Origin of the sequence: Frigoribacterium sp. 2-23, assembly GCF_049601585.1 — a bacterium.
In the GTDB taxonomy this organism is placed as follows: domain Bacteria; phylum Actinomycetota; class Actinomycetes; order Actinomycetales; family Microbacteriaceae; genus Frigoribacterium.
This window is the reverse complement of the sequence record NZ_CP187126.1, coordinates 3133805-3153794: the sequence shown is the minus strand read 5'-3', so window position 1 is coordinate 3153794 and position 19990 is coordinate 3133805. Positions and strand designations below refer to the sequence as shown.

The 19990-nt window shown below is 69.7% G+C and carries 24 protein-coding genes; 12 read left to right on the top strand and 12 right to left on the bottom strand.

The window, feature by feature from the left end; genetic code table 11:
* Positions 1-433: 433 nt before the first annotated feature.
* Positions 434-1336, bottom strand: coding sequence for an alcohol dehydrogenase catalytic domain-containing protein (locus ACPEEZ_RS14780; protein ID WP_423920713.1), 903 nt, complete (start codon positions 1334-1336; stop codon positions 434-436).
* 408 nt (positions 1337-1744) lie between these two features.
* Here ACPEEZ_RS14780 and ACPEEZ_RS14775 point away from each other — a divergent pair, with 408 nt between their 5' ends.
* From ACPEEZ_RS14775 to ACPEEZ_RS14765, 3 genes are all read left to right on the top strand, one after another.
* Positions 1745-2449 (top strand): hypothetical protein, encoded by a 705-nt coding sequence (locus tag ACPEEZ_RS14775; protein WP_423920711.1) that lies wholly within the window; start codon positions 1745-1747, stop codon positions 2447-2449.
* Between the two features lie 89 nt (positions 2450-2538).
* Positions 2539-3477 carry an alpha/beta fold hydrolase gene (locus tag ACPEEZ_RS14770; protein ID WP_423920708.1) on the top strand — a complete coding sequence of 313 codons (939 nt, stop codon included), beginning with the start codon at positions 2539-2541 and terminating at the stop codon, positions 3475-3477.
* 78 nt (positions 3478-3555) lie between these two features.
* Positions 3556-4200, top strand: coding sequence for a flavin reductase family protein (locus tag ACPEEZ_RS14765; RefSeq protein WP_423920706.1), 645 nt, complete (start codon positions 3556-3558; stop codon positions 4198-4200).
* A 37-nt stretch (positions 4201-4237) separates the two neighbouring features.
* Here the strand turns inward: ACPEEZ_RS14765 and ACPEEZ_RS14760 are convergent, their stop codons facing one another.
* Positions 4238-4603 (bottom strand): hypothetical protein, encoded by a 366-nt coding sequence (locus ACPEEZ_RS14760; protein WP_423920703.1) that lies wholly within the window; start codon positions 4601-4603, stop codon positions 4238-4240.
* Positions 4604-4794: 191 nt separating this feature from the next.
* Entirely contained in the window at positions 4795-5541 is a 747-nt protein-coding gene (locus tag ACPEEZ_RS14755; protein ID WP_423920701.1) for a phosphotransferase, read from the bottom strand.
* A gap of 95 nt (positions 5542-5636) precedes the next feature.
* Here ACPEEZ_RS14755 and ACPEEZ_RS14750 point away from each other — a divergent pair, with 95 nt between their 5' ends.
* The 6 genes from ACPEEZ_RS14750 (at position 5637) to sigJ (ending at position 10689) form a co-directional block, all read left to right on the top strand.
* A complete protein-coding gene (locus ACPEEZ_RS14750) occupies positions 5637-6992 on the top strand; it encodes an MFS transporter (RefSeq protein ID WP_423920698.1) in 1356 nt (451 codons plus the stop codon).
* Positions 6993-7018: 26 nt separating this feature from the next.
* Positions 7019-7342 (top strand): prevent-host-death protein, encoded by a 324-nt coding sequence (locus tag ACPEEZ_RS14745; protein ID WP_423920696.1) that lies wholly within the window; start codon positions 7019-7021, stop codon positions 7340-7342.
* Positions 7343-7476: 134 nt separating this feature from the next.
* Complete coding sequence (locus ACPEEZ_RS14740) at positions 7477-7782, top strand: hypothetical protein (protein ID WP_423920693.1); 306 nt, start codon at positions 7477-7479, stop codon at positions 7780-7782.
* Positions 7783-7920: 138 nt separating this feature from the next.
* Positions 7921-8418 (top strand): tetratricopeptide repeat protein, encoded by a 498-nt coding sequence (locus ACPEEZ_RS14735; RefSeq protein WP_423920690.1) that lies wholly within the window; start codon positions 7921-7923, stop codon positions 8416-8418.
* Positions 8419-8584: 166 nt separating this feature from the next.
* Positions 8585-9784: an NAD(P)/FAD-dependent oxidoreductase gene (locus tag ACPEEZ_RS14730; RefSeq protein ID WP_423920687.1), complete on the top strand. Its 1200-nt coding sequence runs from the start codon at positions 8585-8587 to the stop codon at positions 9782-9784.
* Entirely contained in the window at positions 9775-10689 is a 915-nt protein-coding gene (gene sigJ / locus ACPEEZ_RS14725) for an RNA polymerase sigma factor SigJ (RefSeq protein WP_423920685.1), read from the top strand. Before ACPEEZ_RS14730 ends, sigJ begins: the two co-directional genes overlap by 10 nt.
* On the opposite strand, the gene ACPEEZ_RS14720 is transcribed toward sigJ, so the two are convergent.
* The 5 genes from ACPEEZ_RS14720 to ACPEEZ_RS14700 form a co-directional block, all read right to left on the bottom strand.
* Positions 10677-10826 (bottom strand): hypothetical protein, encoded by a 150-nt coding sequence (locus tag ACPEEZ_RS14720; RefSeq protein WP_423920682.1) that lies wholly within the window; start codon positions 10824-10826, stop codon positions 10677-10679. The genes sigJ and ACPEEZ_RS14720 overlap by 13 nt on opposite strands.
* 293 nt (positions 10827-11119) lie before the next feature.
* Positions 11120-11395, bottom strand: a complete 276-nt coding sequence (locus ACPEEZ_RS14715) for a type II toxin-antitoxin system RelE family toxin (RefSeq protein ID WP_423920680.1) — start codon at positions 11393-11395, stop codon at positions 11120-11122.
* Complete coding sequence (locus tag ACPEEZ_RS14710; RefSeq protein ID WP_423920677.1) at positions 11392-11676, bottom strand: type II toxin-antitoxin system Phd/YefM family antitoxin; 285 nt, start codon at positions 11674-11676, stop codon at positions 11392-11394. The genes ACPEEZ_RS14715 and ACPEEZ_RS14710 overlap by 4 nt, the downstream gene beginning before the upstream one ends.
* Before the next feature lie 78 nt (positions 11677-11754).
* The gene (locus ACPEEZ_RS14705) at positions 11755-12075 is read right to left on the bottom strand and encodes a hypothetical protein (protein ID WP_423920674.1); all 321 of its coding nucleotides are present in this window, start codon (positions 12073-12075) and stop codon (positions 11755-11757) included.
* A gap of 80 nt (positions 12076-12155) precedes the next feature.
* Positions 12156-12320, bottom strand: coding sequence for a hypothetical protein (locus ACPEEZ_RS14700; protein ID WP_423920672.1), 165 nt, complete (start codon positions 12318-12320; stop codon positions 12156-12158).
* A 297-nt stretch (positions 12321-12617) separates the two neighbouring features.
* On the opposite strand from ACPEEZ_RS14700, the gene ACPEEZ_RS14695 reads away from it, so the two are divergent.
* Together ACPEEZ_RS14695 and ACPEEZ_RS14690 are read left to right on the top strand one after the other, a co-directional pair.
* A complete protein-coding gene (locus ACPEEZ_RS14695; RefSeq protein ID WP_423920669.1) occupies positions 12618-12998 on the top strand; it encodes a hypothetical protein in 381 nt (126 codons plus the stop codon).
* A gap of 79 nt (positions 12999-13077) precedes the next feature.
* On the top strand, positions 13078-14037 hold the full coding sequence (locus ACPEEZ_RS14690; protein ID WP_423920667.1) for a helix-turn-helix transcriptional regulator: 960 nt from the start codon (positions 13078-13080) through the stop codon (positions 14035-14037).
* Between the two features lie 55 nt (positions 14038-14092).
* Here the strand turns inward: ACPEEZ_RS14690 and ACPEEZ_RS14685 are convergent, their stop codons facing one another.
* The 4 genes from ACPEEZ_RS14685 to ACPEEZ_RS14670 form a co-directional block, all read right to left on the bottom strand.
* Positions 14093-15787 (bottom strand): glycosyltransferase, encoded by a 1695-nt coding sequence (locus ACPEEZ_RS14685; protein ID WP_423920665.1) that lies wholly within the window; start codon positions 15785-15787, stop codon positions 14093-14095.
* Positions 15784-16980, bottom strand: a complete 1197-nt coding sequence (locus tag ACPEEZ_RS14680) for a hypothetical protein (RefSeq protein ID WP_423920662.1) — start codon at positions 16978-16980, stop codon at positions 15784-15786. The genes ACPEEZ_RS14685 and ACPEEZ_RS14680 overlap by 4 nt, the downstream gene beginning before the upstream one ends.
* Before the next feature lie 113 nt (positions 16981-17093).
* Entirely contained in the window at positions 17094-17915 is an 822-nt protein-coding gene (locus ACPEEZ_RS14675) for an ornithine carbamoyltransferase (RefSeq protein ID WP_423920659.1), read from the bottom strand.
* A 131-nt stretch (positions 17916-18046) separates the two neighbouring features.
* Entirely contained in the window at positions 18047-18976 is a 930-nt protein-coding gene (locus ACPEEZ_RS14670) for an alpha/beta hydrolase family protein (protein ID WP_423920657.1), read from the bottom strand.
* 130 nt (positions 18977-19106) lie between these two features.
* Here ACPEEZ_RS14670 and ACPEEZ_RS14665 point away from each other — a divergent pair, with 130 nt between their 5' ends.
* Positions 19107-19700 carry a TetR/AcrR family transcriptional regulator gene (locus ACPEEZ_RS14665; protein ID WP_423920654.1) on the top strand — a complete coding sequence of 198 codons (594 nt, stop codon included), beginning with the start codon at positions 19107-19109 and terminating at the stop codon, positions 19698-19700.
* Positions 19701-19990 lie beyond the last annotated feature (290 nt).

The window sequence follows — 19990 nt, the reverse complement described above, 5'->3', positions numbered from 1 at the left end:
TCTCACTCGCGGCCTGCTGCCCCGGGCTTTGATGGGACGCGCGTCCCGCCGCATCGGCGGAAAAGCCAACGGCAATCTCGAACTCACCGACAAGACATTCCTCTGGCCGAGCGGACTGGTTCACTACGTCCGGGACCACGATGCTCGCCTTCCCACGGCCTTCATCGAACACGCTCTTTACGAAGACGAACGACGGTCGGCACGGCGCGACGACCGTGCTGCGTGGTGGCGATGTAACGCGCACCCCGCCGGCCTTCGCGACGTCTTGCCGCCCGAGGCGGACGACGACGATTAGGCCGCGCCATGCCCGTGCTGCACGGGAACGCGGTGATGAAGTGTGACTGCCGGACCATCGCTCCTGTCTCGCCCTGACCCCCAGCGCGTCCGATTCATCGACGTTATCGACGACGACTGTCATCGCCCGCGAGCAGGCTCACGGGAGCGTGACGACGACCTTGCCGCTGCTGGTCTCGGCGGCGGTGTGGGCCTGGGCGATGTCGGCCAGGGCGAACTCATGGTCCACCCGAGGGGTCCAGTGTCCGTCCCGGCCAAGTGACGCCGCGTGCCGGAGCAGGGCGGAGTCGTTGCGGGCGTTCACACTCGTCACGCCGAGCCGAGGTGCGCCCTGGGAATCCGCGACCGTCGCAACGCGCGAGGCGTCCCCGACGATCGAGACGACGTCGGCCAGGGAGTCGGACGGCGCCATGTGCAGACCGGCGTCGACCCCGGCCGGGGCGAGAGCGGCGACGCGCTGGGCCAGGCCCGGGCCGTAGGTGGTCGGCAGGACGCCGAGCGACTCGAGATACGCGTGGCTGCTCTCGCTTCCCGTGCCGATGACGGTGGCGCCCGCGGCGACGGCGAAGGCTGCGGCGGCACTGCCGACGGCTCCGGAGGCGCCCTCGATGAGCAAGGTCGCGTCACGCAGATCGCCGATCACCTCGAGAGCGGCCACCGCCGTCGCGGCGGCGAGGCCGGCCGCGGCGGCCTGCGCCGTGCTCCACTGCTCCGGGACGGTGCTCCATGCGGTCAGGACGGCGAGCTCGGCCGTGGTGTCGCTGACCCCGCCGAGGCCGAAGACGACGTCGCCCACCTCGATACCCGTGACTCCGGGTCCGATCTCGTCGACGACGCCGACGGCATCGCGGCCGGGGATGGCGGGAAGCTCGAGCGGGAGGAACTGCTCGAGGCGTCCGGCGCGCAGCAGGACGTCGATCGGATTGACGCTCACGGCGCGGACGGCGATTCGCACGGAACCCTCGACCGCATGCGGCTCGGGCGCGTCCTCGACGACCAGCACATCGGGGGTTCCGTAGGAGTGGTATCGGGCAGCGAGCATGGTCGGTCGTCTCTCGTTCGGGGCGGGCAGCAGATGCTTTCTGTGGAGAACGCTCCCGGCACGATTCCATTCCGTCGTCATGCGAGTTCGGCGTCCTGCGCTGTCTCTCCACCGGCAAGTATCGCGAGATCCACGTGAGTCGCCTCACGCCCCTGCGAGGCGAGTGCGTTGACCTGCTGCCTGCGCGACTGGCCCGCGTGTCTTTCGCGCGACGGCGTGGCTCTCTCGGCGACGCCGAAAGCGCCCGGCTGAGGGAGCGAGAAGAGAGGGAGCCTGCGATTCGTCGAAACGAATCGCAGGCCTGACTCTGAATCCGAATGGTGCCTAGCTAAGCCAGAGGTCCGAGACCACCGGAACTCCCATCATTTCACTTTCCGTGCGGTTGCGCCAGTCTGTAAAAATGTCAACGTGATATTGTCCGAGACCAAGGCGCACAACTGGCTCGCGCGCCCTCGGCTGCGTGTCTACCTCAACGTGTCCGCCGGCAAGCTACCCGAGGCGCTCGACTTGTACGCCTGGAACGCGGAGGTGGCCGCGGCGTGCCTCCGTGATCTCGGGCATTTCGAGGTGTTGGTTCGCAATCGATACGCGACGAGGCTGGCCGAGCACTTTCCCGATTGGACTCTGCCTGGGAGCCCTTTGTGGAGTCGTGAAGCCGGGATTCCCTCGACGCGCCAGAGGCAACGCCAACTCAACGTCGGCTCGAGGAGATCGCTGCGGGCGGCAATCGGGAGTGCCCCATCTGCGACTCCGGGGCACACGATCGCCAACCTCAGTTTCGGATTCTGGACGATGCTGACGGCCTCCGTCCGCGACGCCACGATTTGGACGCCGATGCTGAGCGAGATCTTTCCCGGACGATCACGTGGATACGTCCATGACCGTATGGAGAAGCTGAACGGCTTTCGCAACAGGCTCGCCCATTGGGAACCCGTCTTCAGTACGACGACGGGACTCGCCTCCCGCCTGCGGGAGTTCGATCAGTTCTTCTCCGAAGTCGATCCCGAAGTTGCGGCTTGGGTGGGGTCGCACTCGCGGGTCGTTGAGACAGTGGGGCGCTGCCCGGTTCCGAAACTGCGCATCGCGATGACATACGTCACGGACGGATGGTGACGCCCCGACACTTCTGGCGGCACGCGCGCTCTGGTCTGATCGAGAGAGGTCGAGCGGACTCTCCGCCGCCCTGTCGAGAAGAGGAACTCATGCGCACGCGCCTCAAGGTGGCCCTGTGGACGGCCGGTGTGATCGTGCTTCTCCCGGCCGTGACGCTGGCGACGACGTCCATCGTCAATATCGTCGCCACGAAGTCGGATCTCGCCGCCATCGAGCCGTACGGCGAGCTCGTTCCCGTCGACGGCAAGCACATGAACGTCGTGATCAGCGGGACGGGGGGCGACACGATCGTCCTCCTGCCTGGTCTCGGCACGGCGGCACCGGGCCTCGATTTCCAACCGCTCATCCGGGAGCTCGACGACACCCACCGGGTCGTCGCCATCGAGCCGTTCGGCACCGGTCTCAGCGACCAGACCGACTCCCCGCGGACCGCCGCGAACATCGCCGGTGAAGTACATGAGGCTCTGCAGCACCTCGGCATCGACCGGTATGCGCTCATGGGGCATTCGATCGCCGGCATCTACGCCCTCGAATACAGCAGGCTCTACCCGAGCGAACTGACCGCCTTCATCGGCATCGACAGCAGCGTGCCCGACCAGCCCGGTTCGGATGACCCCGTGCCGACCGACGGCCTCGTCGACCTGCGCAACCTCGGTCTGCTCCGCGTATTCTCGGCCCTGGGCGCCGACCCCTACGACGGCCTGCAGTACGACGACGCCACGAAGCAGCAGATGCGCCTCCTCACGACGAAGAACTCGACCGCACCCACCTTCCTCGACGAGGCGGCGCACACCCCCGGCAACTTCGCCTCGGTCAGGGACGTCCTCTTCCCCGCGGCCCTGCCGGTCCTGCTTTTTGTCGTGCAGACCGACTCGGATGTGGAGGGCTGGACCCAACTTCATAAGGCCCAAGCAGCGACGGTCGAACGGGGGCAGGTCGTTGCCCTGCCGGGACAGCACTACCTTCACCACACGCAATCGCCGCGCATCGCCGCCGACACCGACATGTTTCTCGACACCGTCGGCTGACCTCACATCCGTGCCCCCTGCAGCGTCTACGGAGTGACGGCCCGTCTCCGACCGGCCGCAGGACGACCAGGAGCAAGCATGTCGAGTCCCCACATCGAGATCGATCCCGCCATCCTCTACTTCGGCACGCCCGTCGCGCTGCTCAGCACGATCGACTCCGGCGGGCGGTCCAACCTCGCGCCCATGTCGTCGATCTTCTGGTTGGGCCACACCGCCGTCCTCGGTATGGGCGCTCGATCTCAGACGGCGGCCAACCTCGCGTCCACCGGCAAGGTCGTCATCAACCTGCCCTCCGTCGAACTCGTGGACGTGGTCGATCGCCTCGCCCTGACGACGGGCCGTGATCCGGTGCACCCGCTGAAAGAAGAGGCGGGGTACCGGCACGTGCCCGACAAGTTCGCCCATGCGGGCGTCACGCCGATCGGCGAGACCGAGTCGCAGCCTCCTCGCGTCGCCGAATGCCCGGTCGCGTTGCACGGCGAGGTCATCGGCGAGAGCCCGCTCGGGAGCCTCCGACCCGAAGAAGAAGGAGGCGCGTCCATCTTCCAGGTCGGCATCACCCACGTGTCGGTGCACGACTCCGTCCGCGATGCCGCTCACCCGGCTCGAGTCGACCCCGACCGCTGGCGCCCGCTGATCATGAGCTTCCAGAAGTTCTACGGGCTCACAGGCCAAGTGCACCCCTCTCGTCTCGCCACCATCGACGAGGAGTGGTACCGCTGATCCGGCGCCTGGTCGAGTCAGGGGAGCGTCAGGGGCGTCAGCCAGCTGCGCGGCGAGGACGTATCCCGCCGTCAGTGCGAGCGACGCGCCTCCACCGCCCATCGGCGTGACGCACCAGCCGGATCGCCCGGATGGTGCCGTAGGGGTCGGGGCGGAGGTGTACCTGGCGACCACGGAGGGCGGTGTGCGATCGCCACCGGTCATCGTCCCGTTCCGTTCGCGGGATCGTCCCGAACACCATCGTGACGTCGAGGTCGCGCTCCTCGACGATGTCGTCGCCGAACACCGATGCCCGCGTCCGCGACCGGACGCCCTCGGCGATGACGAGGAGGTCCGCGCGGAGACGTCGCCCGCCCTCGGTCGTCACGGTGTCACCGTCCTCGTCGTCGTCCACGGTGGCCACCGTGTCACCGTAGATGAACGCGATCCGTTCCTCGCGGAGTCCAGCACCGAGATCGCCGGCGTGCTGCAGGGGTCGTCGGCGGGCGAGCTGACGACTGCCACGGCCTTCCTCCACAAGATGACCGCCGCCACCTCCGAAGCCTCGGCCCGGCTGCGCGCGGCACGCCCGTAGCGAACCGGCCGCCGGGCTCGCTACCGGGAGCCTGACGCCCGGCCGGCCATCGCGCTCGCGCTCGCAGCGTCACGCCGATACATCGCGGCATGGTCCGCGAACTCCGGGTTGCCCGTGTCGCGAAGCCGCTCGTCCGTGAAGTCGGCCAGGGCGAGGAGGCGCTCGGCCAGCATCGTGAGGAGGTCCGGTGTCTCGTAGGGAATGCCATAGGCCTGGACGAGGCGCTCGACTCGAGCGTGTCGCTCCTGCGCGTCGAGAGCGACGTCCGCATGCTCGCCGAGGGGTGCCAGCCGGTAGGCGAGGTACGCGAGGTCCCACAGCCGCGGCCCCGGTGAGGCGGTGTCGAAATCGAAGAGACCCGTGGCCCGACCGTCGTCGAAGGTCATGTTGTAAGGGGCGACGTCGTTGTGGCAGACGACCTCGGCCGGCTCGTGCCGCGGGAACCCCCACGTGACATCGGCCTCGACGAGAGGGGCGCTGGCGTCGTGTACGCGGCGGAGCAGGGCGCCCGCGCTGCTCAGGATGCTCTCCTCCCACAGCCACGTCGGCAGCGGATAGTTGCCCACCGCACCGGGCATGAACGAGAGGACCTCGCGGCCGTCGTCGTCGAAACCCAACGGCTCGGGCACCTCGACGACGCCCGCGCGGCGGAGCACTCGCAGGAGCTCGTGAACGGCCGGTGTCCACGGGCCCGCCGTGCGGTGCACGGTCGAGCCGACCCGGGACACGTCACTGGAATTGCCGCCGGTGAGAACTTCCTCGTCCATGGCCTCAGCTTAGAGAGGCGTTCGTCGATTGACGGCGAGAGCTCGGCCCCGCCATCCTCTCTTTCGGCACGTACCCCTCGAGAAGACAGGCCCCGATGACCCCCGCCACCCGCACCTCCTCGGCTCCCACGCGCACGGAGCGCCTCGACGAGCTGCCGTTCACGTCGAGGCACCGGCGCCTGCTCGCGGGTTCGGGCATCGGCTGGGCCCTGGACGCGCTCGACGTCGGTCTCCTGTCGTTCGTCATCGCACAGCTGATGACCGTCTGGAGCGACCAGGCCGGCCAGCTCGCCTGGGTCGCCTCGGCCGGATTCGCGGGCATGGCGATCGGCGCGGCCGTCGGCGGCTCGTTGGCCGACCGGCTGGGGCGCAAGACCGTGTTCGCCCTGACGCTCCTGCTGTACGGCCTCGCCACCGGGCTCTCGGCCCTGTCGTGGTCGGTCGGAGTGCTGCTCGTCCTCCGGTTCGTCGTCGGCCTCGGGCTCGGCTCGGAGCTGCCCGTCGCGTCGACGCTGGTCAGCGAGTTCTCACCGCGCCGCATCCGCGGTCGCATCGTCGTGCTGCTCGAGGCGTTCTGGGCCGTGGGCTCGATCGCGGCCGCGCTCGTCGGCTACCTCGTGATCCCGACGAGTGACGACGGCTGGCGCTGGGCCCTGCTGATCGGAGCCGCGCCCGCCCTCTACGCCGTCTTCGTGCGCCTGACGATGCCGGAGTCGGTGCGCTTCCTCGAGTCGAAGGGTCGCCATGACGAGGCCGAGCGCGTCGTCCGCGGCTTCGAGGAGGCCGCCGGCGTCGCCGCCCCGGCCGCTCCCGCCCAGGAGGCGCGGGTCGTCGGGAAGCCGGCCCGCGCCTCCGTCGGTCGGCTCTTCGGTGCCGGGATGACACGTCGCACGGTCGCGATCTGGGTGGTCTGGTTCATGACGAACTTCTCGTACTACGGCGCGTTCGTCTGGCTGCCGTCGCTGCTGGTCGCCGCCGGGTTCCCGCTCGTCCGCTCGTTCGAGTACGTGCTGATCATCACGCTGGCGCAGCTGCCGGGCTATGCGGCCTCGGCCTGGCTGATCGAGAAGTGGGGGCGTCGCGGGACGCTGGCGAGCTTCCTGCTCGGCTCGGCGGTGGCGGCCGGCTTCTTCGGCTTCGGGGCCGTCAGCGGCAGCGTCGCGCAGATCCTCGTCGCGGGCATGGCCCTCTCGTTCTTCAACCTCGGCGCGTGGGGAGCCCTCTACGCGGTGACGCCCGAGCTCTACCCCACGCCCCTGCGCGGCACGGGTGCGGGGTGGGCTGCGGGCGTCGGGCGGATCGCGTCCATCGCTGCGCCCCTGTCGGTGCCGCCGCTGATCGCGCTCGGCGGACCGCCCACGCTGTTCGCGGTGTTCGGGGCTGTGTTCGTCATCGGGGCGATCGCGGCGACGATGCTGCCCGAACTGCGCGGCACCCGGCTGGCCGACTGAGGCGCGATGGCGAGGCGCTGGTGCTGATGTCGCAGCGCGAGGTGGAGGCGCGTGCCCTACTCCTCCAGTTCGCGGCGGACCTCATCACCGTGACTCTCGACGACGAGGGCACGCTCGCGACACGAATGGCTCACAAGTTCCAGTGGATGCTCGCTCTGTCGAAGGCCGCCCAGGCGACGTGCGCCCAAGACCTCGTCGACGCCGCCCGAGCCTCCTTCTCGACAGGTCAGTCGCATCTCGCCGTGGCCGAACTCACCTCCTGGCGCGAGACGGCGACGGCGATCGCGGCTGGCCTGACGGCCTCGCCGGCCGACTGGCTCGACGCGGAGACCCCGGTCGAGCGTCCCTAGTCGTGGCGACGCGCGCATCTGGTTCTACGTCGACGGCCAGACGGTCCACCTCGAGCAGGTGCACACCAAGCATCCGAATCAGACGAAGTAGGCGCTCTGCGGTTTCGGTGGGGCCGCGCCCTACACTCGACCTCATGAGCGACTCTTCCGCAGTGCTGCCGCCCCACGACCCCGACTCGACGACGGCCGCGCTCACGGAGGAGCAGAGCACCCTCGCCGACACGGCGCGTGACGAAGTCCAGGCGTTCCTGGGTAGCCCCGCCGACGGCATCCACGAGGCGGCCGAGTCCGCCGTGTCGGCTCTGGAGCACGCGGTCGACGCCGACGTCCCCGTCGAAGACCTGTCCGCGGCACTCGAGGCCAGCCCCGAGGCCGTCCAGGCGATCATCGACCACGACATCGAGCTCGAGGACCTGCACCCCGACAACAACGCGGGCTAGCCCGTCGGCGGCGGCCCGGCCCCACGAAACACGCCTGGTGGGACAAAAGACGACCGGGCCCGACGCTGCTTCGTCCCACGACGCCCGCCTAGCCGAGCCCGCCCGCGGCCAGCGCGCCGCGACGACGAAGGGACCCCCGTGACGCACGACCTCGACGACCGACTCGACCGCATCTTCGCGGCGCGCGATCGGGACGACATGGCCCCGACGATCGCCGCGCTGCTGCCGATCCTCGAGGCACACCCCGAGGAGGCGCGGGTGCTGTACGAGGTCGGCGGCGCCTACGACACCGACGGCCAGGAGGAACTCGCGCTCGGCTACTACGAACGCGCGATGGAGGCGGGGCTGACGGGCGATCTGCGTCGTCGCTGCTTCCTGCAGTACGGCAGCACGCTGCGCAACATCGGCCGCATCGAGGAGTCGCTCGCCGTGTTCGCGCGGGCCCGCGGGGAGTTCCCCGACTCGGTCGCCCTCGGCGCGTTCGAGGCCCTGAGTCTGCATGCCGCAGGACGGGCCGACACGGCCCTCGCGCGCCTCCTCGTGCTCCTCGCCGACCATGTCGACGCCGACGAGCTGAACCGGTACAAGGCCGCGATGCGCGGGAACGCCGCCTACCTGGAGTCGCTCGAAGCCTGAGCCGGCCGGCGCGTCGTGTCGCGTTCGCGGCGTCCTGTCGCGTCCGTGCACGACACGACGACGCGAACCCGACACGACGGCGCCCGAGAGTTTTTCTGCGGAAGCCGTCACAGAAGGCCCTCGGCCGGTGTCCCATGCCTGGAACCGTCTCGGAGGGAGACCAGACATGTCGACTCGGGTGATCGTGATCGGTGGGGGCTACGCGGGCGTGATGGCCGCGAATCGGCTCGCGGCGCGGGGGAGGCGGGGGAGGTCCGCGGTGGCGGTGACGCTGGTCACCGCGACGGATGCGTTCGTCGAGCGCATCCGTCTGCACGAGCACGCGGCGGGATCGTCGGGCTCGGCGACCGTGCCGTTCGAGTCCGTGCTCCACCCCGCCGTGCACGTGCGCGTCGGCCGGGCGCGGCGGATCGACGCCGCGACACGGGTCGTCGCGCTCGACGACGGCGACGAGCTGACCTACGACTACCTGGTCTACGCGGCCGGGAGCATCGGCCGCCTGCCGGCGGGAGACGACGTCCACTCCGTCGACGATCTGCCCGCCGCCGAGCGGTTGCGGGCCGAGCTCGAACGCCTGCCGTCGGGCGCGGACGTCGCCGTGATCGGAGGCGGTCTGACAGCCGTGGAGGCGGCGGCTGAGATCGCAGAGCGGCACCCGACGCTGAGAGTGCGGCTGCGCACGTCGGCGGAGGTCGTGCCGAGTGTCTCGCCGACGGGCCGGGCCCGGGTCCGTCGCCACTTCGGCAGGCGGGGCATCGAGCTGGTCGAGAACGTGACGTCGTCGACGACCCGGGATCTGCGACACGAACTCGGCGCCGACGTCGTCGTGTGGTGCACCGGTTTCGTCGGGACCCGGCTCGCGACCGACAGCGACCTGCCCGTGACGGGTGACGCGCGCCTCCGGGTCGATCCGACCCTCGCCGTCGTCGGCGGTGACGGCCGCATCGTCGGAGCCGGGGACGGCGTGGTGATCGAGGGGGAGGGATACGACTACCACCGGATGGGGTGCGCCTCGGCTCTGCCGATGGGCGCGCACGCCGCGGACACCGTCCTGCGCCGGATCGACGGGGACGCCCCGCAGCCGTTGTCGGCCGGCTTCGTGGCGCAGTGCCTCAGCCTCGGGCGGCGGGACGCCGTGATCCAGGCCGTCACGCCCGACGACCGGCCCCGGCGGCTGGTCGTGCCCGGGAGGGCGGGGGCCTTCGTCAAGGAGACCGTGTGTCGTCAGACACTCCGGTGGCTGCGGGGCGAGGCGCGGAGGGGCGGCTCCTATTCTTGGCCGAGCGGGCCGAGCGGGCCGAGCGGTCCGAGCGGTCCGAGCACGGAGGCGCTACGACCGGCCCTGCAGGAGGCGGAATGGAACTGACGAGGGACGCCGTGTTCCGGCAGCACCGGGGGCTCGTGTTCACCATCGCCTACGACATCACCGGGTCGGTGTCCGACGCCGAGGACGTCGCGCAGGAGACGTACCTGCGTTGGCGGTCCGCCGATGCCGACGTGACGAACGGGCGTGCGTATCTCGCGACGATCGCGGCGAATCAGGCCCGCAACGCGCTGCGCTCGACGGAGCGCCGTCGAGAGGACTACGTCGGCCCCTGGCTGCCCGAGCCGGTGCCCACCGGGGTGTCGTCCGGCTCCGGGGGCGATGACCCGGCGGCCGATCCGGAGCAGGCCGCCATCCGCGCCGAGGCCGTCTCGACGGCGCTCTTCGTGGTCCTGCAGAGCCTCGGGGACGACGAGCGGGTCGGCTTCCTGTTGAGGGAGGTCTTCGACTTCCCGTATCCCGAGGTCGCGGCGGTGCTTGGCCGGAGCGAGGCCGCCACCCGCCAGCTCGTGCACCGGGCACGGGCTCGGGTGCGCGATCGTCCGGCGCGGAACGAGCCCGACACCTCCGAGCATCGGCGCGTGGTCGGCGAGTTCATGAGGGCGGCCAGCTCGGGGGACGTCGACGCCTTGCTCGGGGTTCTCGCACCGGATGTCGTCCTGATCTCCGACGGAGGCGGCAAGGCCACGTCGGCCACCCGACCCGTCACAGGGGCCGAGAAGACCTCGAGGTTCGTGCTCGGTCTCGCCGAGAAGTACGGGGCGACGTCGATCGCCGTCCCCGTCGAGTTCAACGGGCTCGAGGCCGTCCTGTTCGAGGAGCACGGCATCATTACGACGACGTTCCAGTTCGACGTCCGGGACGGGCTCGTCCAGGGCATCTTCGTCGTGCGCAACCCGGACAAGCTCGGTCACCTCGTGACGCCGGCGCCGCGCTACGGCCGGTAGTCCTCGCGCCGGTCCGGGCCGAAGCCGGGGCCGGGGTGCGGCTTGTTGCCGCTCAGGGCGCCGATCGCGCTGAGCCCGGTGGCGATCGCCGACGCGACGATCCGCGCCGTGGCCGTGAGGATCGATCCGACTGTCATGAGTCCCCCTGTCGTGACGGGACTCGCGGAGGTGACCCGCGCCTCCTCGGTGTCTCGAAGCGGCTCCCGTCGTCGCCCCGACTCTACGGGGCGGGAGGGCCCGGCTCGGATCCGCTGATCGGTTCGGGGCTCCGGTAACGGCATCGGGACGCGATGGCGGCCGAGTGTGACGATGGGTGGTAGGTGGCTCCAGCCGTCGCGAACGCCGAGCGTGACGCCGGTGAACGATGTCCAGGGCAGGATCGACATGTCTTGGTCCATGGGGCGACTCTCGGCGCGCTCAGAGCTCGAGTTCACGACCGGTGGTACACGTCTCGGCGGTGCTCGACGGTGACGATCTCGACGACGAGGCGATGGTTCTCGATGCGGTAAAGGATGCGGTAGTCGCCTCGACGTGCTGAGTAGAGCGGAGCCAGGGGCTCGCGCAGGGGCTTGCCGACCCGTTGTGGGTTGTTCGCGAGGGGTCCGACGATGAATTCGAAGGCCGCCGCCGCCACCGATTCGGGAAGTGTGTTCTCGAGGGCGCGGCGAGCCGAGCGCGTGAAAACGATGTCGTACGGGCCACTCACTCCGCGAGCCTGCCGCGGGCGACCATGGCCCGTCGAACCTCGTCGGCGGTCGACGTGTCTCCCGACTCCAGCTCGGCGAGGGCCCGTCGGAGCGCGGCCACCTCGTCGGGGTTGCCGAGGATGTCGACGGTCTCGACCAAAGAGTCGTAGTCGTCGGCGCTCAACAGGACGGCAACACGAGAGCCGTTCCGCGTGATCTCGAAGCGCTCGTGCGTGGTCTCCGCCGAGTCGATGTGCCTGCTCAGCGACGCGCGCGCGTCGGCCACGGAGATGACTGTCATGTACGCAATTCTAGCGCGTTTTCATCCGTCTGCCTCGGCGAGCGACGACGCAAGCTGCGTCACGCGCGGATGGCGGCGTCAGGAGGCGACGGCGAGAGCAGGCGCCGGCACGGCCGGCTCGGCGCGGAAGAAGTCCTGGTAGCAGAGCTCGGCAGCCGCTGCCGGCGCGAGGGCGTCGCGCGAGGACACGCGAGGCTCTCGGCCCGACAGGACGCCGCGGCGCTTCGGGTACGGCGTGATGCGCACGGTGGGCGCGTCGTCGTTGCGGAGGTAGCGACTCGCTCGGTCGGGATCGTCGGAGGCGGGAGCCTCGTCCGGCGCCGTCGGCGTCGACAGGCGGCCACGGACGTAGCTGACGAGGTTCTCGTGCGACAGCTGTCGCAGGGTGTCGGTGGTCATGGATTACTCCAAGAGGAGGGCGGTGATGTCGATGGGCTCGGTGGGGGCCAGCTCGGTGTAGAGCGAGGCGGTCACGTCGATCATGCGGAGAACCCGACGGCGACGAGGACGGCGGCGACGAGTGTGCTGCACGCGATGACAGCGGACGTGGCGATGAGGGCGAGGGTGGCTTCGTGGCGGGTGTCCCGGACTTCGGAGAAGGGGGATCGTGCGGTGCGCTGTTCGGGGAGGGGAACGGCGGTCATGGGGACTCTGGTCTCTGCTCACCGATTCGCTTCGGTGGCTCCTGCTTCGGGGCGAAACTGCCCACGTGCAGACCATGACACCGTGGCTGTTCGGTCTCAACTGCGCTAGCCGTGAAGCGCATGGGGTCGCGCTCGGCTAGACAGATTGCGCACTTTCGGCTGATCAACCGCTGCGGATCAATTAGCTAGCTTGCCTAGTAAGGGGGGTCAGGGTGCACAGTGGGGTACGTCCACATCGATTCTTCAACCCGAACGACGCACTCCTGATCGAGGAGAGTCGGAAAGTTGTCCCCCGTCATGCCCCACTCCTCCTGGCTGCAGCGCGAGCCGACGATGGCGACGACGGGCGACGATCATGGTCTTCTCCTCGACGACTGGGCCGATTTCTACGGGACGCAGCCCGACGACCTCGTCTTCGAATGCGTCGTCGACACGGGTGCGAGCCGCGCGGGGATCTCGATCTATCTCGATCGGATCGTCGTCGAGGAGGAGGACGCGCTGATCACGGCGGTGCATCCTGTTGCCTCGATCACGGCGTGGTCCATCCGACCCCACGGAGCGACTCAGACGGAGGTCGAGATCACGAGCAGGACGCACTCCCGGACGCACGTGCCGCGTCCGTTCGCCGGGGCGATCACGATCGCCTTGACGGAAGCGCTCGGCCCTCAGACGAGCTGAGTGCGTTCAGCGGATAAACCCGAGGTGGTTCTGGACTCGGTTCATCAACCTCGGCGTCTCGGCGTGAGATAGTGAGCGGGTGCGCCCCGACGACGACACGTACGGTCGCAGCGAGCTGTCCGGCAAGAGCCTGGATCAAGCGCGTGCAATGTACGAGAACGCCTACAACGGCGACGACTTCAAGGTCGAATTGACCGACCAGACTTTCGCGTACCGCTATACCGCCGCCGGCAACGCCGACATGACCCTCCGTTCGTCCACCTTCCTCGGGACGGTCGAGGGGTCGATCCAGCCGCAGGGCGAGTACGTCGCAATGTGGATGACGGAGGGCCACGGCACCGTCGACGTCGGTGGCAGCGACACCGAGGCCGAGCTCGGTCGTCCGGCGATGTTTCCCACCGGCAAACTCTTCGCCTTCGAGATGAACGAGTTCAAGCAGAATCTCGTGCACTTCCGGGCGGGCTACCTGGAGCAGATCGCGGCCGAACACGAGGGCGCCCTCGCGGGGCCCTTGACCTTCGACCACACGGCTCGGCTCGACGACGCGACCCTCGCCTCCTGGAAACAGACCATCACGACGGTCGCCAAGACCGTCCTGACACCGGTCGCCCCGTCGGTCCTGATGCAGGCCGAGGTGACCCGTCTCGCCGCGGTCGCGCTGCTCGACACCTTCCCGCACGAGGTGATCGGCTACGACTCGGTGCTGCTCGCTCCCCGGAATGCGCGCCTCCGCTCGGCCGTCGAGTACATCCACGCCCAGGCGCGACTGCCTCTCACGGCGACGGACATCGCCGCGCAGGCGGGGCTCAGCCCGCGGGGACTGCAGCAGGCGTTCAGCACCCAGCTCGGCAGTACCCCGATGAACTATCTGCGTCGGGTGCGCCTCGACTACGTCCGCGCCGAGCTCCAGAACCTGCACCCGGACCACGTCACCGTGGCCGAGGTCGCCCAGCGCTGGGGGTTCATCCACCTCGGCCGGTTCTCGGCGGCGTACGTCGACAAGTTCGGCGAGTACCCGAGCGACACCCTGCGCAGCTGACCGACGGGGTTCGGGGCGGGCGAAAGCCGACCCGCGCCTCCTCGGCTCTCGCCCGTCACGCGGACGCGACCGGCGCGCCCTCGCCGCCCTGGGGGTGCTGCGTGAGCCCGTGCTCGGTCTTCTCCCAGTAGTGCGGTCGGGTCAGTAGCTGCCAGAGGCCCTTGTACGCGGCGATGGAGTGCAGCACCCAGTACACGGGGTTGAGTAGCGCCCACACGATGAGGTTGAACGTGCCGCGTTTGAACGGCCCCATCATCGTCAGGTAGACCATGACGCTGTTGCCGACCAAGAAGTTGAACAGGCAGATCCAGAGCAGCCACGGCGGGAAGACCTGGGCCAGCACCGAGGCCGGCACGAGCAGGGTCACGGCCGACAACAGGTAGAACGGGATGACGCCCAGGAAGATCGCGGGCGTGCCGCCGATCAGTAGCGCGAACGCCGCAAACCGCACCGGGCCGATCTCGCGGATCAGGGCGACGGGGCGGCGCGCGTGCACGAGCGTGGTCTGCATGTAGCCCTTGATCCAGCGGCTGCGCTGCCGGATGAAGTTCGGGATCGAGGTGTTCGCCTCCTCCATCGTCGTCGAGTTGATGACACCGACGCGGTAGCCGATCGCACTCGCGCGGATGCCGAGGTCGGCGTCCTCGGTGACGTTGTACGGGTCCCATCCGCCCAGTTCGACGAGCGCGGAGGTGCGGAAATGGTTCGACGTGCCCCCGAGCGGGATGGGCAGGTTCGAGTAGTCCAGACCGGCGAGCATGTAGTCGAACCAATAGCTGTACTCGAGCGTGAACATACGGGTGAGCGCGTTCTCGCCGGCGTTGAAGTAGTTCAGGGCGGCCTGCACGCAGACCGTCTCGGGGCCGCCGCGCTCGAATGCGATGAGGGCCTTCTTGAGCTGGTCGGGGTCGGGGGTGTCCTCGGCGTCGTAGATCACGACGAAGTCGCCGGTCGCGAGCGACAGCCCCACGTTGCAGGCGCGGGGCTTCGTCTGCGGGTGCCCCCTCGGCACGGTCACGACATGGAAGTGCGCGGGCGGCGAGGCCGACTCGATGGCCGCGCGGGTCTCGTCGTCCTCCTCCTCGATCAGGATCAAGACCTCGAGGAGGTGCACCGGGTAGTCGAGATCGCCCAGGTTGTCGATGAGCTGGGCCACGATGTTCGCCTCCCGGAACACGGGGACGAGCACCGTGTAGACGGGCAGGTCGGCGTCGTCGAGGCGCTCGACCTCGGCCGCGCTGATGCGCTCGACGACGTCGTAGCGCGCGCCCTGCATCGCGACGACGAACTTGAACGCCGTCCCGGCGAGGAAGACGACGCTGATCACCGTGACGATGCCGGTCAGCACCTGCCACGGCCAGGGGATCGCCAGACCGACGAGCACGACGGCGAGCACGATGCCGCCGATCTTCTGACCGCGCGAGAACACGACCCGCCCGGACAGCTCGGGGCTGCGCTCGAACAGGGTGTTCGCGGCCCGGTCGGCGACGTGGTCGCTGAACAGCCGGACGAAGAGCGCCTTGAGCTCCCACTCGGGCACCTCGACGAAGCGGACCCGGCGGCCCTGCTCCTCGCGGAGCGCGTCGAGCAGGGCGGCGTCGTGGGCGCGGTGCGCGGTGGCGACGAGCAGGGTGCCGTCGTCGAGCAGCCGGACGGGCAGCCAGTCCTCCGCGACGTAGCGGGTCGCGAGTCGCGCGTGCGACAGGCTGCGGTCGATGTCGCGGAGGCGGAGGCGGTCGGACGCGGTCACGACGTCAGCCCCGCGGCGGTGAGGAGGGCGTGCATCCAGTCGTTCACGACCGGACGGTTGAAGGCCGCCGCCCACGCGATCGCGACCTGGAGTGCCGCGACGGCGATGATGAGCACGCTCGCCCGGGTGGTCGACGCGGCGGGCAGGATGGCCACGCCCATCACGATCATCGTGAGGTAGACGTTGCCGCCCGCGTTCGCCGGGATGAGGCCGACGACGTAGCCGACGATCAAGGAGGCGAAGAGCATCGTCGAGATGAGGATCGCACCCGGCCGACGCACGAGAAGGGCCAGTGCCCAGCCGCTCACGAGCGGCGCCAGGATCAGCAGACCGTCGACCGTCGTGACGAGGTGGGGGAGGATCGCCCACCGCTCGGGCGTGTAGCTGAGCCGGCTCGCGATCAGTGGAGCGCTGCTGTGCAGGAAGACGATGCGGAGGAACTCGAGGCACGCGAAGATCGCCAGCGTCGGGAAGAGGATGACGAGGATGTTGGCGACGCGCGCTCCGCGTTCGTGGCGCCTCGCCAGCGTGATGAGCGGTGCTGACAGGGCGGCGACGGTCACGTAGAGCAGCCCGCTCGCCTGCATCAGCGCGGCCGCCATGAAAAGCAGCCCGGCTCGGAAGCCGGCCTGGGTGTCGCGCCCGGCGATGAAGCGGATCATGTCGGCGGCGCCGAGCCCGAACAGGGCCACGCCGAGGAACCCCTCCATGTTCTGCGTCACGGTATAGGCGAAGAGCGGGTTCGCGCCGAGGGCGAGGGCGAACATCGTGGTCTTGACGGGATGGAACCGTCGCTGGTGCATCGCCTCGATCATCTTCTGCAAGAAGACGCCGGCGGCCAGCGAGGCGACGATGGCGAGCCCCAGCGTGCCGCCGGGGATGACCGAGACGAGCGCGGTGCCGAGCGGCGGGTGCGAGCGGCCGATCCACGAGATGTCGTTACTGCTCCAGTCGATGCCGGCGACCCCGGCGAGCTGGTCGATGTTCGGTGTCGACTCGGCGAGGGTGCTGCCGGTGGACGCGCCGACGATACCGATCAGCAGGTACGGGAGGGCGAGGACGAGGCGCAGCAGCCATCGCCGCCACGCGATGTACGGGAAGGGATCGGTGCGGGCGCGCCCGGTTCGACCCGGCGCCGCGAGCAGCTCGCGCGGGCGGCGCGGCCCCGTGCCGGTCACTGCGGATGCGGTCATGACACCCACTCCTCGAAGTCGTCGATGTACGACTGTCTCACTGTCCCTCCGTTTCGGGAAGCGGGCGACACCCCCATCCGGGGTCGGTGCGGAGCTGCCCGCCGCGAGCGGCGTCAGCCGAGACCGAGGCAGAACGCCATGACGGCCTGCTGCACCGGCAGCAGCGACTTCTTGAAGGCGTGGCCGACGAAGGCCGGGTGAGCGATGGCGTCGGCGCTGACCTCGCGCCCGCGCTCGAACGGCGGGCACGGGGCGAGCAGGACACCAGGAGGCGCGGCATCGAGATGCGCGGCCGTCACGCGATACGGTGCCAGGGCCTCGGCATGCCGACCGGGGCCGTCCGTCACGATCACGTCGGCCGAGCGCACCGCCGCGTCGAGGTCGTCGGTCGCCCGGGCTCCGGAAGGCTCGAGCCCGGCTGGCCCGCAGTGGAGCAGATCGAGGTCGAGCACGCGGGCGGCCTCCTGCCAGGCCCGCGCGATGTTGCCGTCGGCTCCGACGACGACGACGCGCAACCCCGAGAGGAGGCGCTGCTGCCGGAGCGAGTACAGGTCGGCGAGCACCTCGCACGGGTGGTTCTCGTCGGTCATGGCGTTCACGATCGGCAGTGCCCGGGGTGCGTCCAGACCCTCCAGCACTCCGAGGTCGCCGTGGCGGGCGACCACGATGTCGGCCCAGGAGGCGAGGTATCCGGAGACGTCGGCCAGCGCCTCCGGCTTGTCGAGGGTGCCGCTCGGGAGCACGATCGGCTGGAGCCCCATCAGGGCGGCACCCCGTTCGAACGTCACCCGCGTGCGCAGGCTCGTCGACGGGAAGAACATCACGGCCGCCCCCGCCGTCATCGGTCCGCGACCCGCGCGGTACTCGTCGGCGAGCGAGAACACCTCCTCCACATCGGAGGCGGTCCACGAGTCGAGCCGGAGCAGAGAGCGCATCCCGCCACCGTATCGAGCGCGCCCGCCGGTCACCGCCGGCCGTGCGCCCCGGGCCGCACCTCGTTCTGATCAACGCACCGCGCTATAACGGGGTGCGTCGATCAGAACGAGGTGCGACCGGGCCGCCGCCGCTACTTCGAGTCGATGCGTCCGACCGCACCCGCCGATGCCGCGCCCGCGCCCGCGGACACCGCCGCCGCGACGCGCGCCCACGCGCCGTCGTCGACGCCGAGCGCCGTCCGCAAGAACGCGGTCGTCGTCTCGCGCACGAGGGCGACGCGCTCGGGGCTCTCGTCCGTCGTCTGCGTGCTGCCGTACGCCTGGATGCCGCCGAGGGAGTGCTCGCCCCCGAACAGTGTGACCAGGTGCCGCGCACCGGGGCTCAGTCGGTAGACGTCGGTGAACCAGTCGGGGCCACGGCTCGACAACATCGACTGGTCGTGATCGCCCGCGACGACGATCGACGGCACCGTGAGCGAGTCGAACTCCGGGCTCATGAAGGCGAAGTTCTCCTGGGCGAAAGGCGACAGATCGTCCCCGCCGATGCCGGTCGCGGCGAGCAGGACGCCGGCCGACACGCGCGGGTCGAGGCGGCTCTCGCCCGGTGTGCCGTCGGCCCCGATCACGCGGGCGCCCAGCAGCATGCCGATCGACTGCGCGCCCCACGAGTGCCCGGCGAGCGCGATGCGGTCGAGATCGACGCGCTCGGCCAGGCCGGGCAGGGCGTCGAGGAGGCGCGGGAGACCGTCGAGGACGCGCACGAGATCGTCGACCCGGACCTCCCAGATCGTCGGGTAGCGGGGGTCGGTCGGGGCGACGCCGAGCGACGCCGAGTCGAGGAAGGTCGGCTGGACGACGACGAAGCCGTGCGCCGTCCAGTGGTCGACCAGCGGGTCGTACGCGGTGAGGTCGAGGCCGAAGCCGTGGGCCATCACGATGACGGGCAGGTCGCTGCCTTCGGCCGGGGCCGAGACACGGATCTGCAGGTCGTCACCGCGCCCGGGGACGGGGATGACGAGGGGGCGGATGCTGATCACGGGAGTGGGGTCGAGGGCGGGCATGAGGACCTTTCGAAGAGGGAGGCGACCGAAACGGATCGTCGTTCCGTCACGATACGGAACAGCGATCCGTTCTGCAAGCCCAAATGGAACACTGTTCCGGAAGGGCGCTGGATCATGCGAGACTGGGCGGATGACCGCCGCCGCGCCCGAGCCCGACTCCCGACCGCGCCGCCGCGACGTCGAGCGCAACCAGGAGGCGTTGCTGACCGCCGCGGCCACCGTGTTCGCGAGCTCGGGGGTCGACGCGCCCGTCCGTGAGGTCGCCGCCGCGGCGGGAGTCGGCGTGGCGACGCTGTACCGGCACTTCCCGACGCGCTCGGACCTGGTCGTCGCCGTCTACCGGCATCAGATCGACGAGTGCGCCGAGGCCGGGCCCGACCTGCTCGCCACGTCGCCGACGCCGTTCGCCGCCATTCTCAGCTGGGTGCACCTCTTCGTCGACTTCCTCGGCACGAAGCACGGCCTCGGTCGCGTGTGGGACGGCGACGCCGCCGAGTTCACGGCGTTGCACGTGCTGTTCGTGACGCGATTGGTGCCCGTCGTGAGCGATCTGCTCGACGCGGCCCGCGCCTCCGGAGAGGTCGTCGCGCCGACCTCGGCCTACCAGCTGATCCGCGCCGTCGGCGACCTCGTCGCGTACGCGCCGAACGACCCCGACTACGACGTGCGGCAGATGGTCACATTGCTCGTCACCGGTCTGCGGCAGCCTCAGCCCGCCGTCTGACGCGCCCGCGGCAAACCCCGCTCCAGTAGAAGCAGCCCGTTGCGGACCTGACTGTCGGTGAGCGCTGCTCGACGGCAGTGAAGGTCCTCCGCGACCGGCATCTCTCAGTGCTGTCTTGGTGGCGCTCCGTGGCGCGGATGACTCGCCCGAATTTTCGGTCTTTCCGCGCCTGAGTCGAGGGTGCATACTGGTGATGTCTTCGGACCCGGCAGTGGGGCTTGCCGGACCCAACCTCGACACTCGTCGACAACAGTCCCTATCTCAGTTGGTCGCGCTTTTGCGCGCCTGAG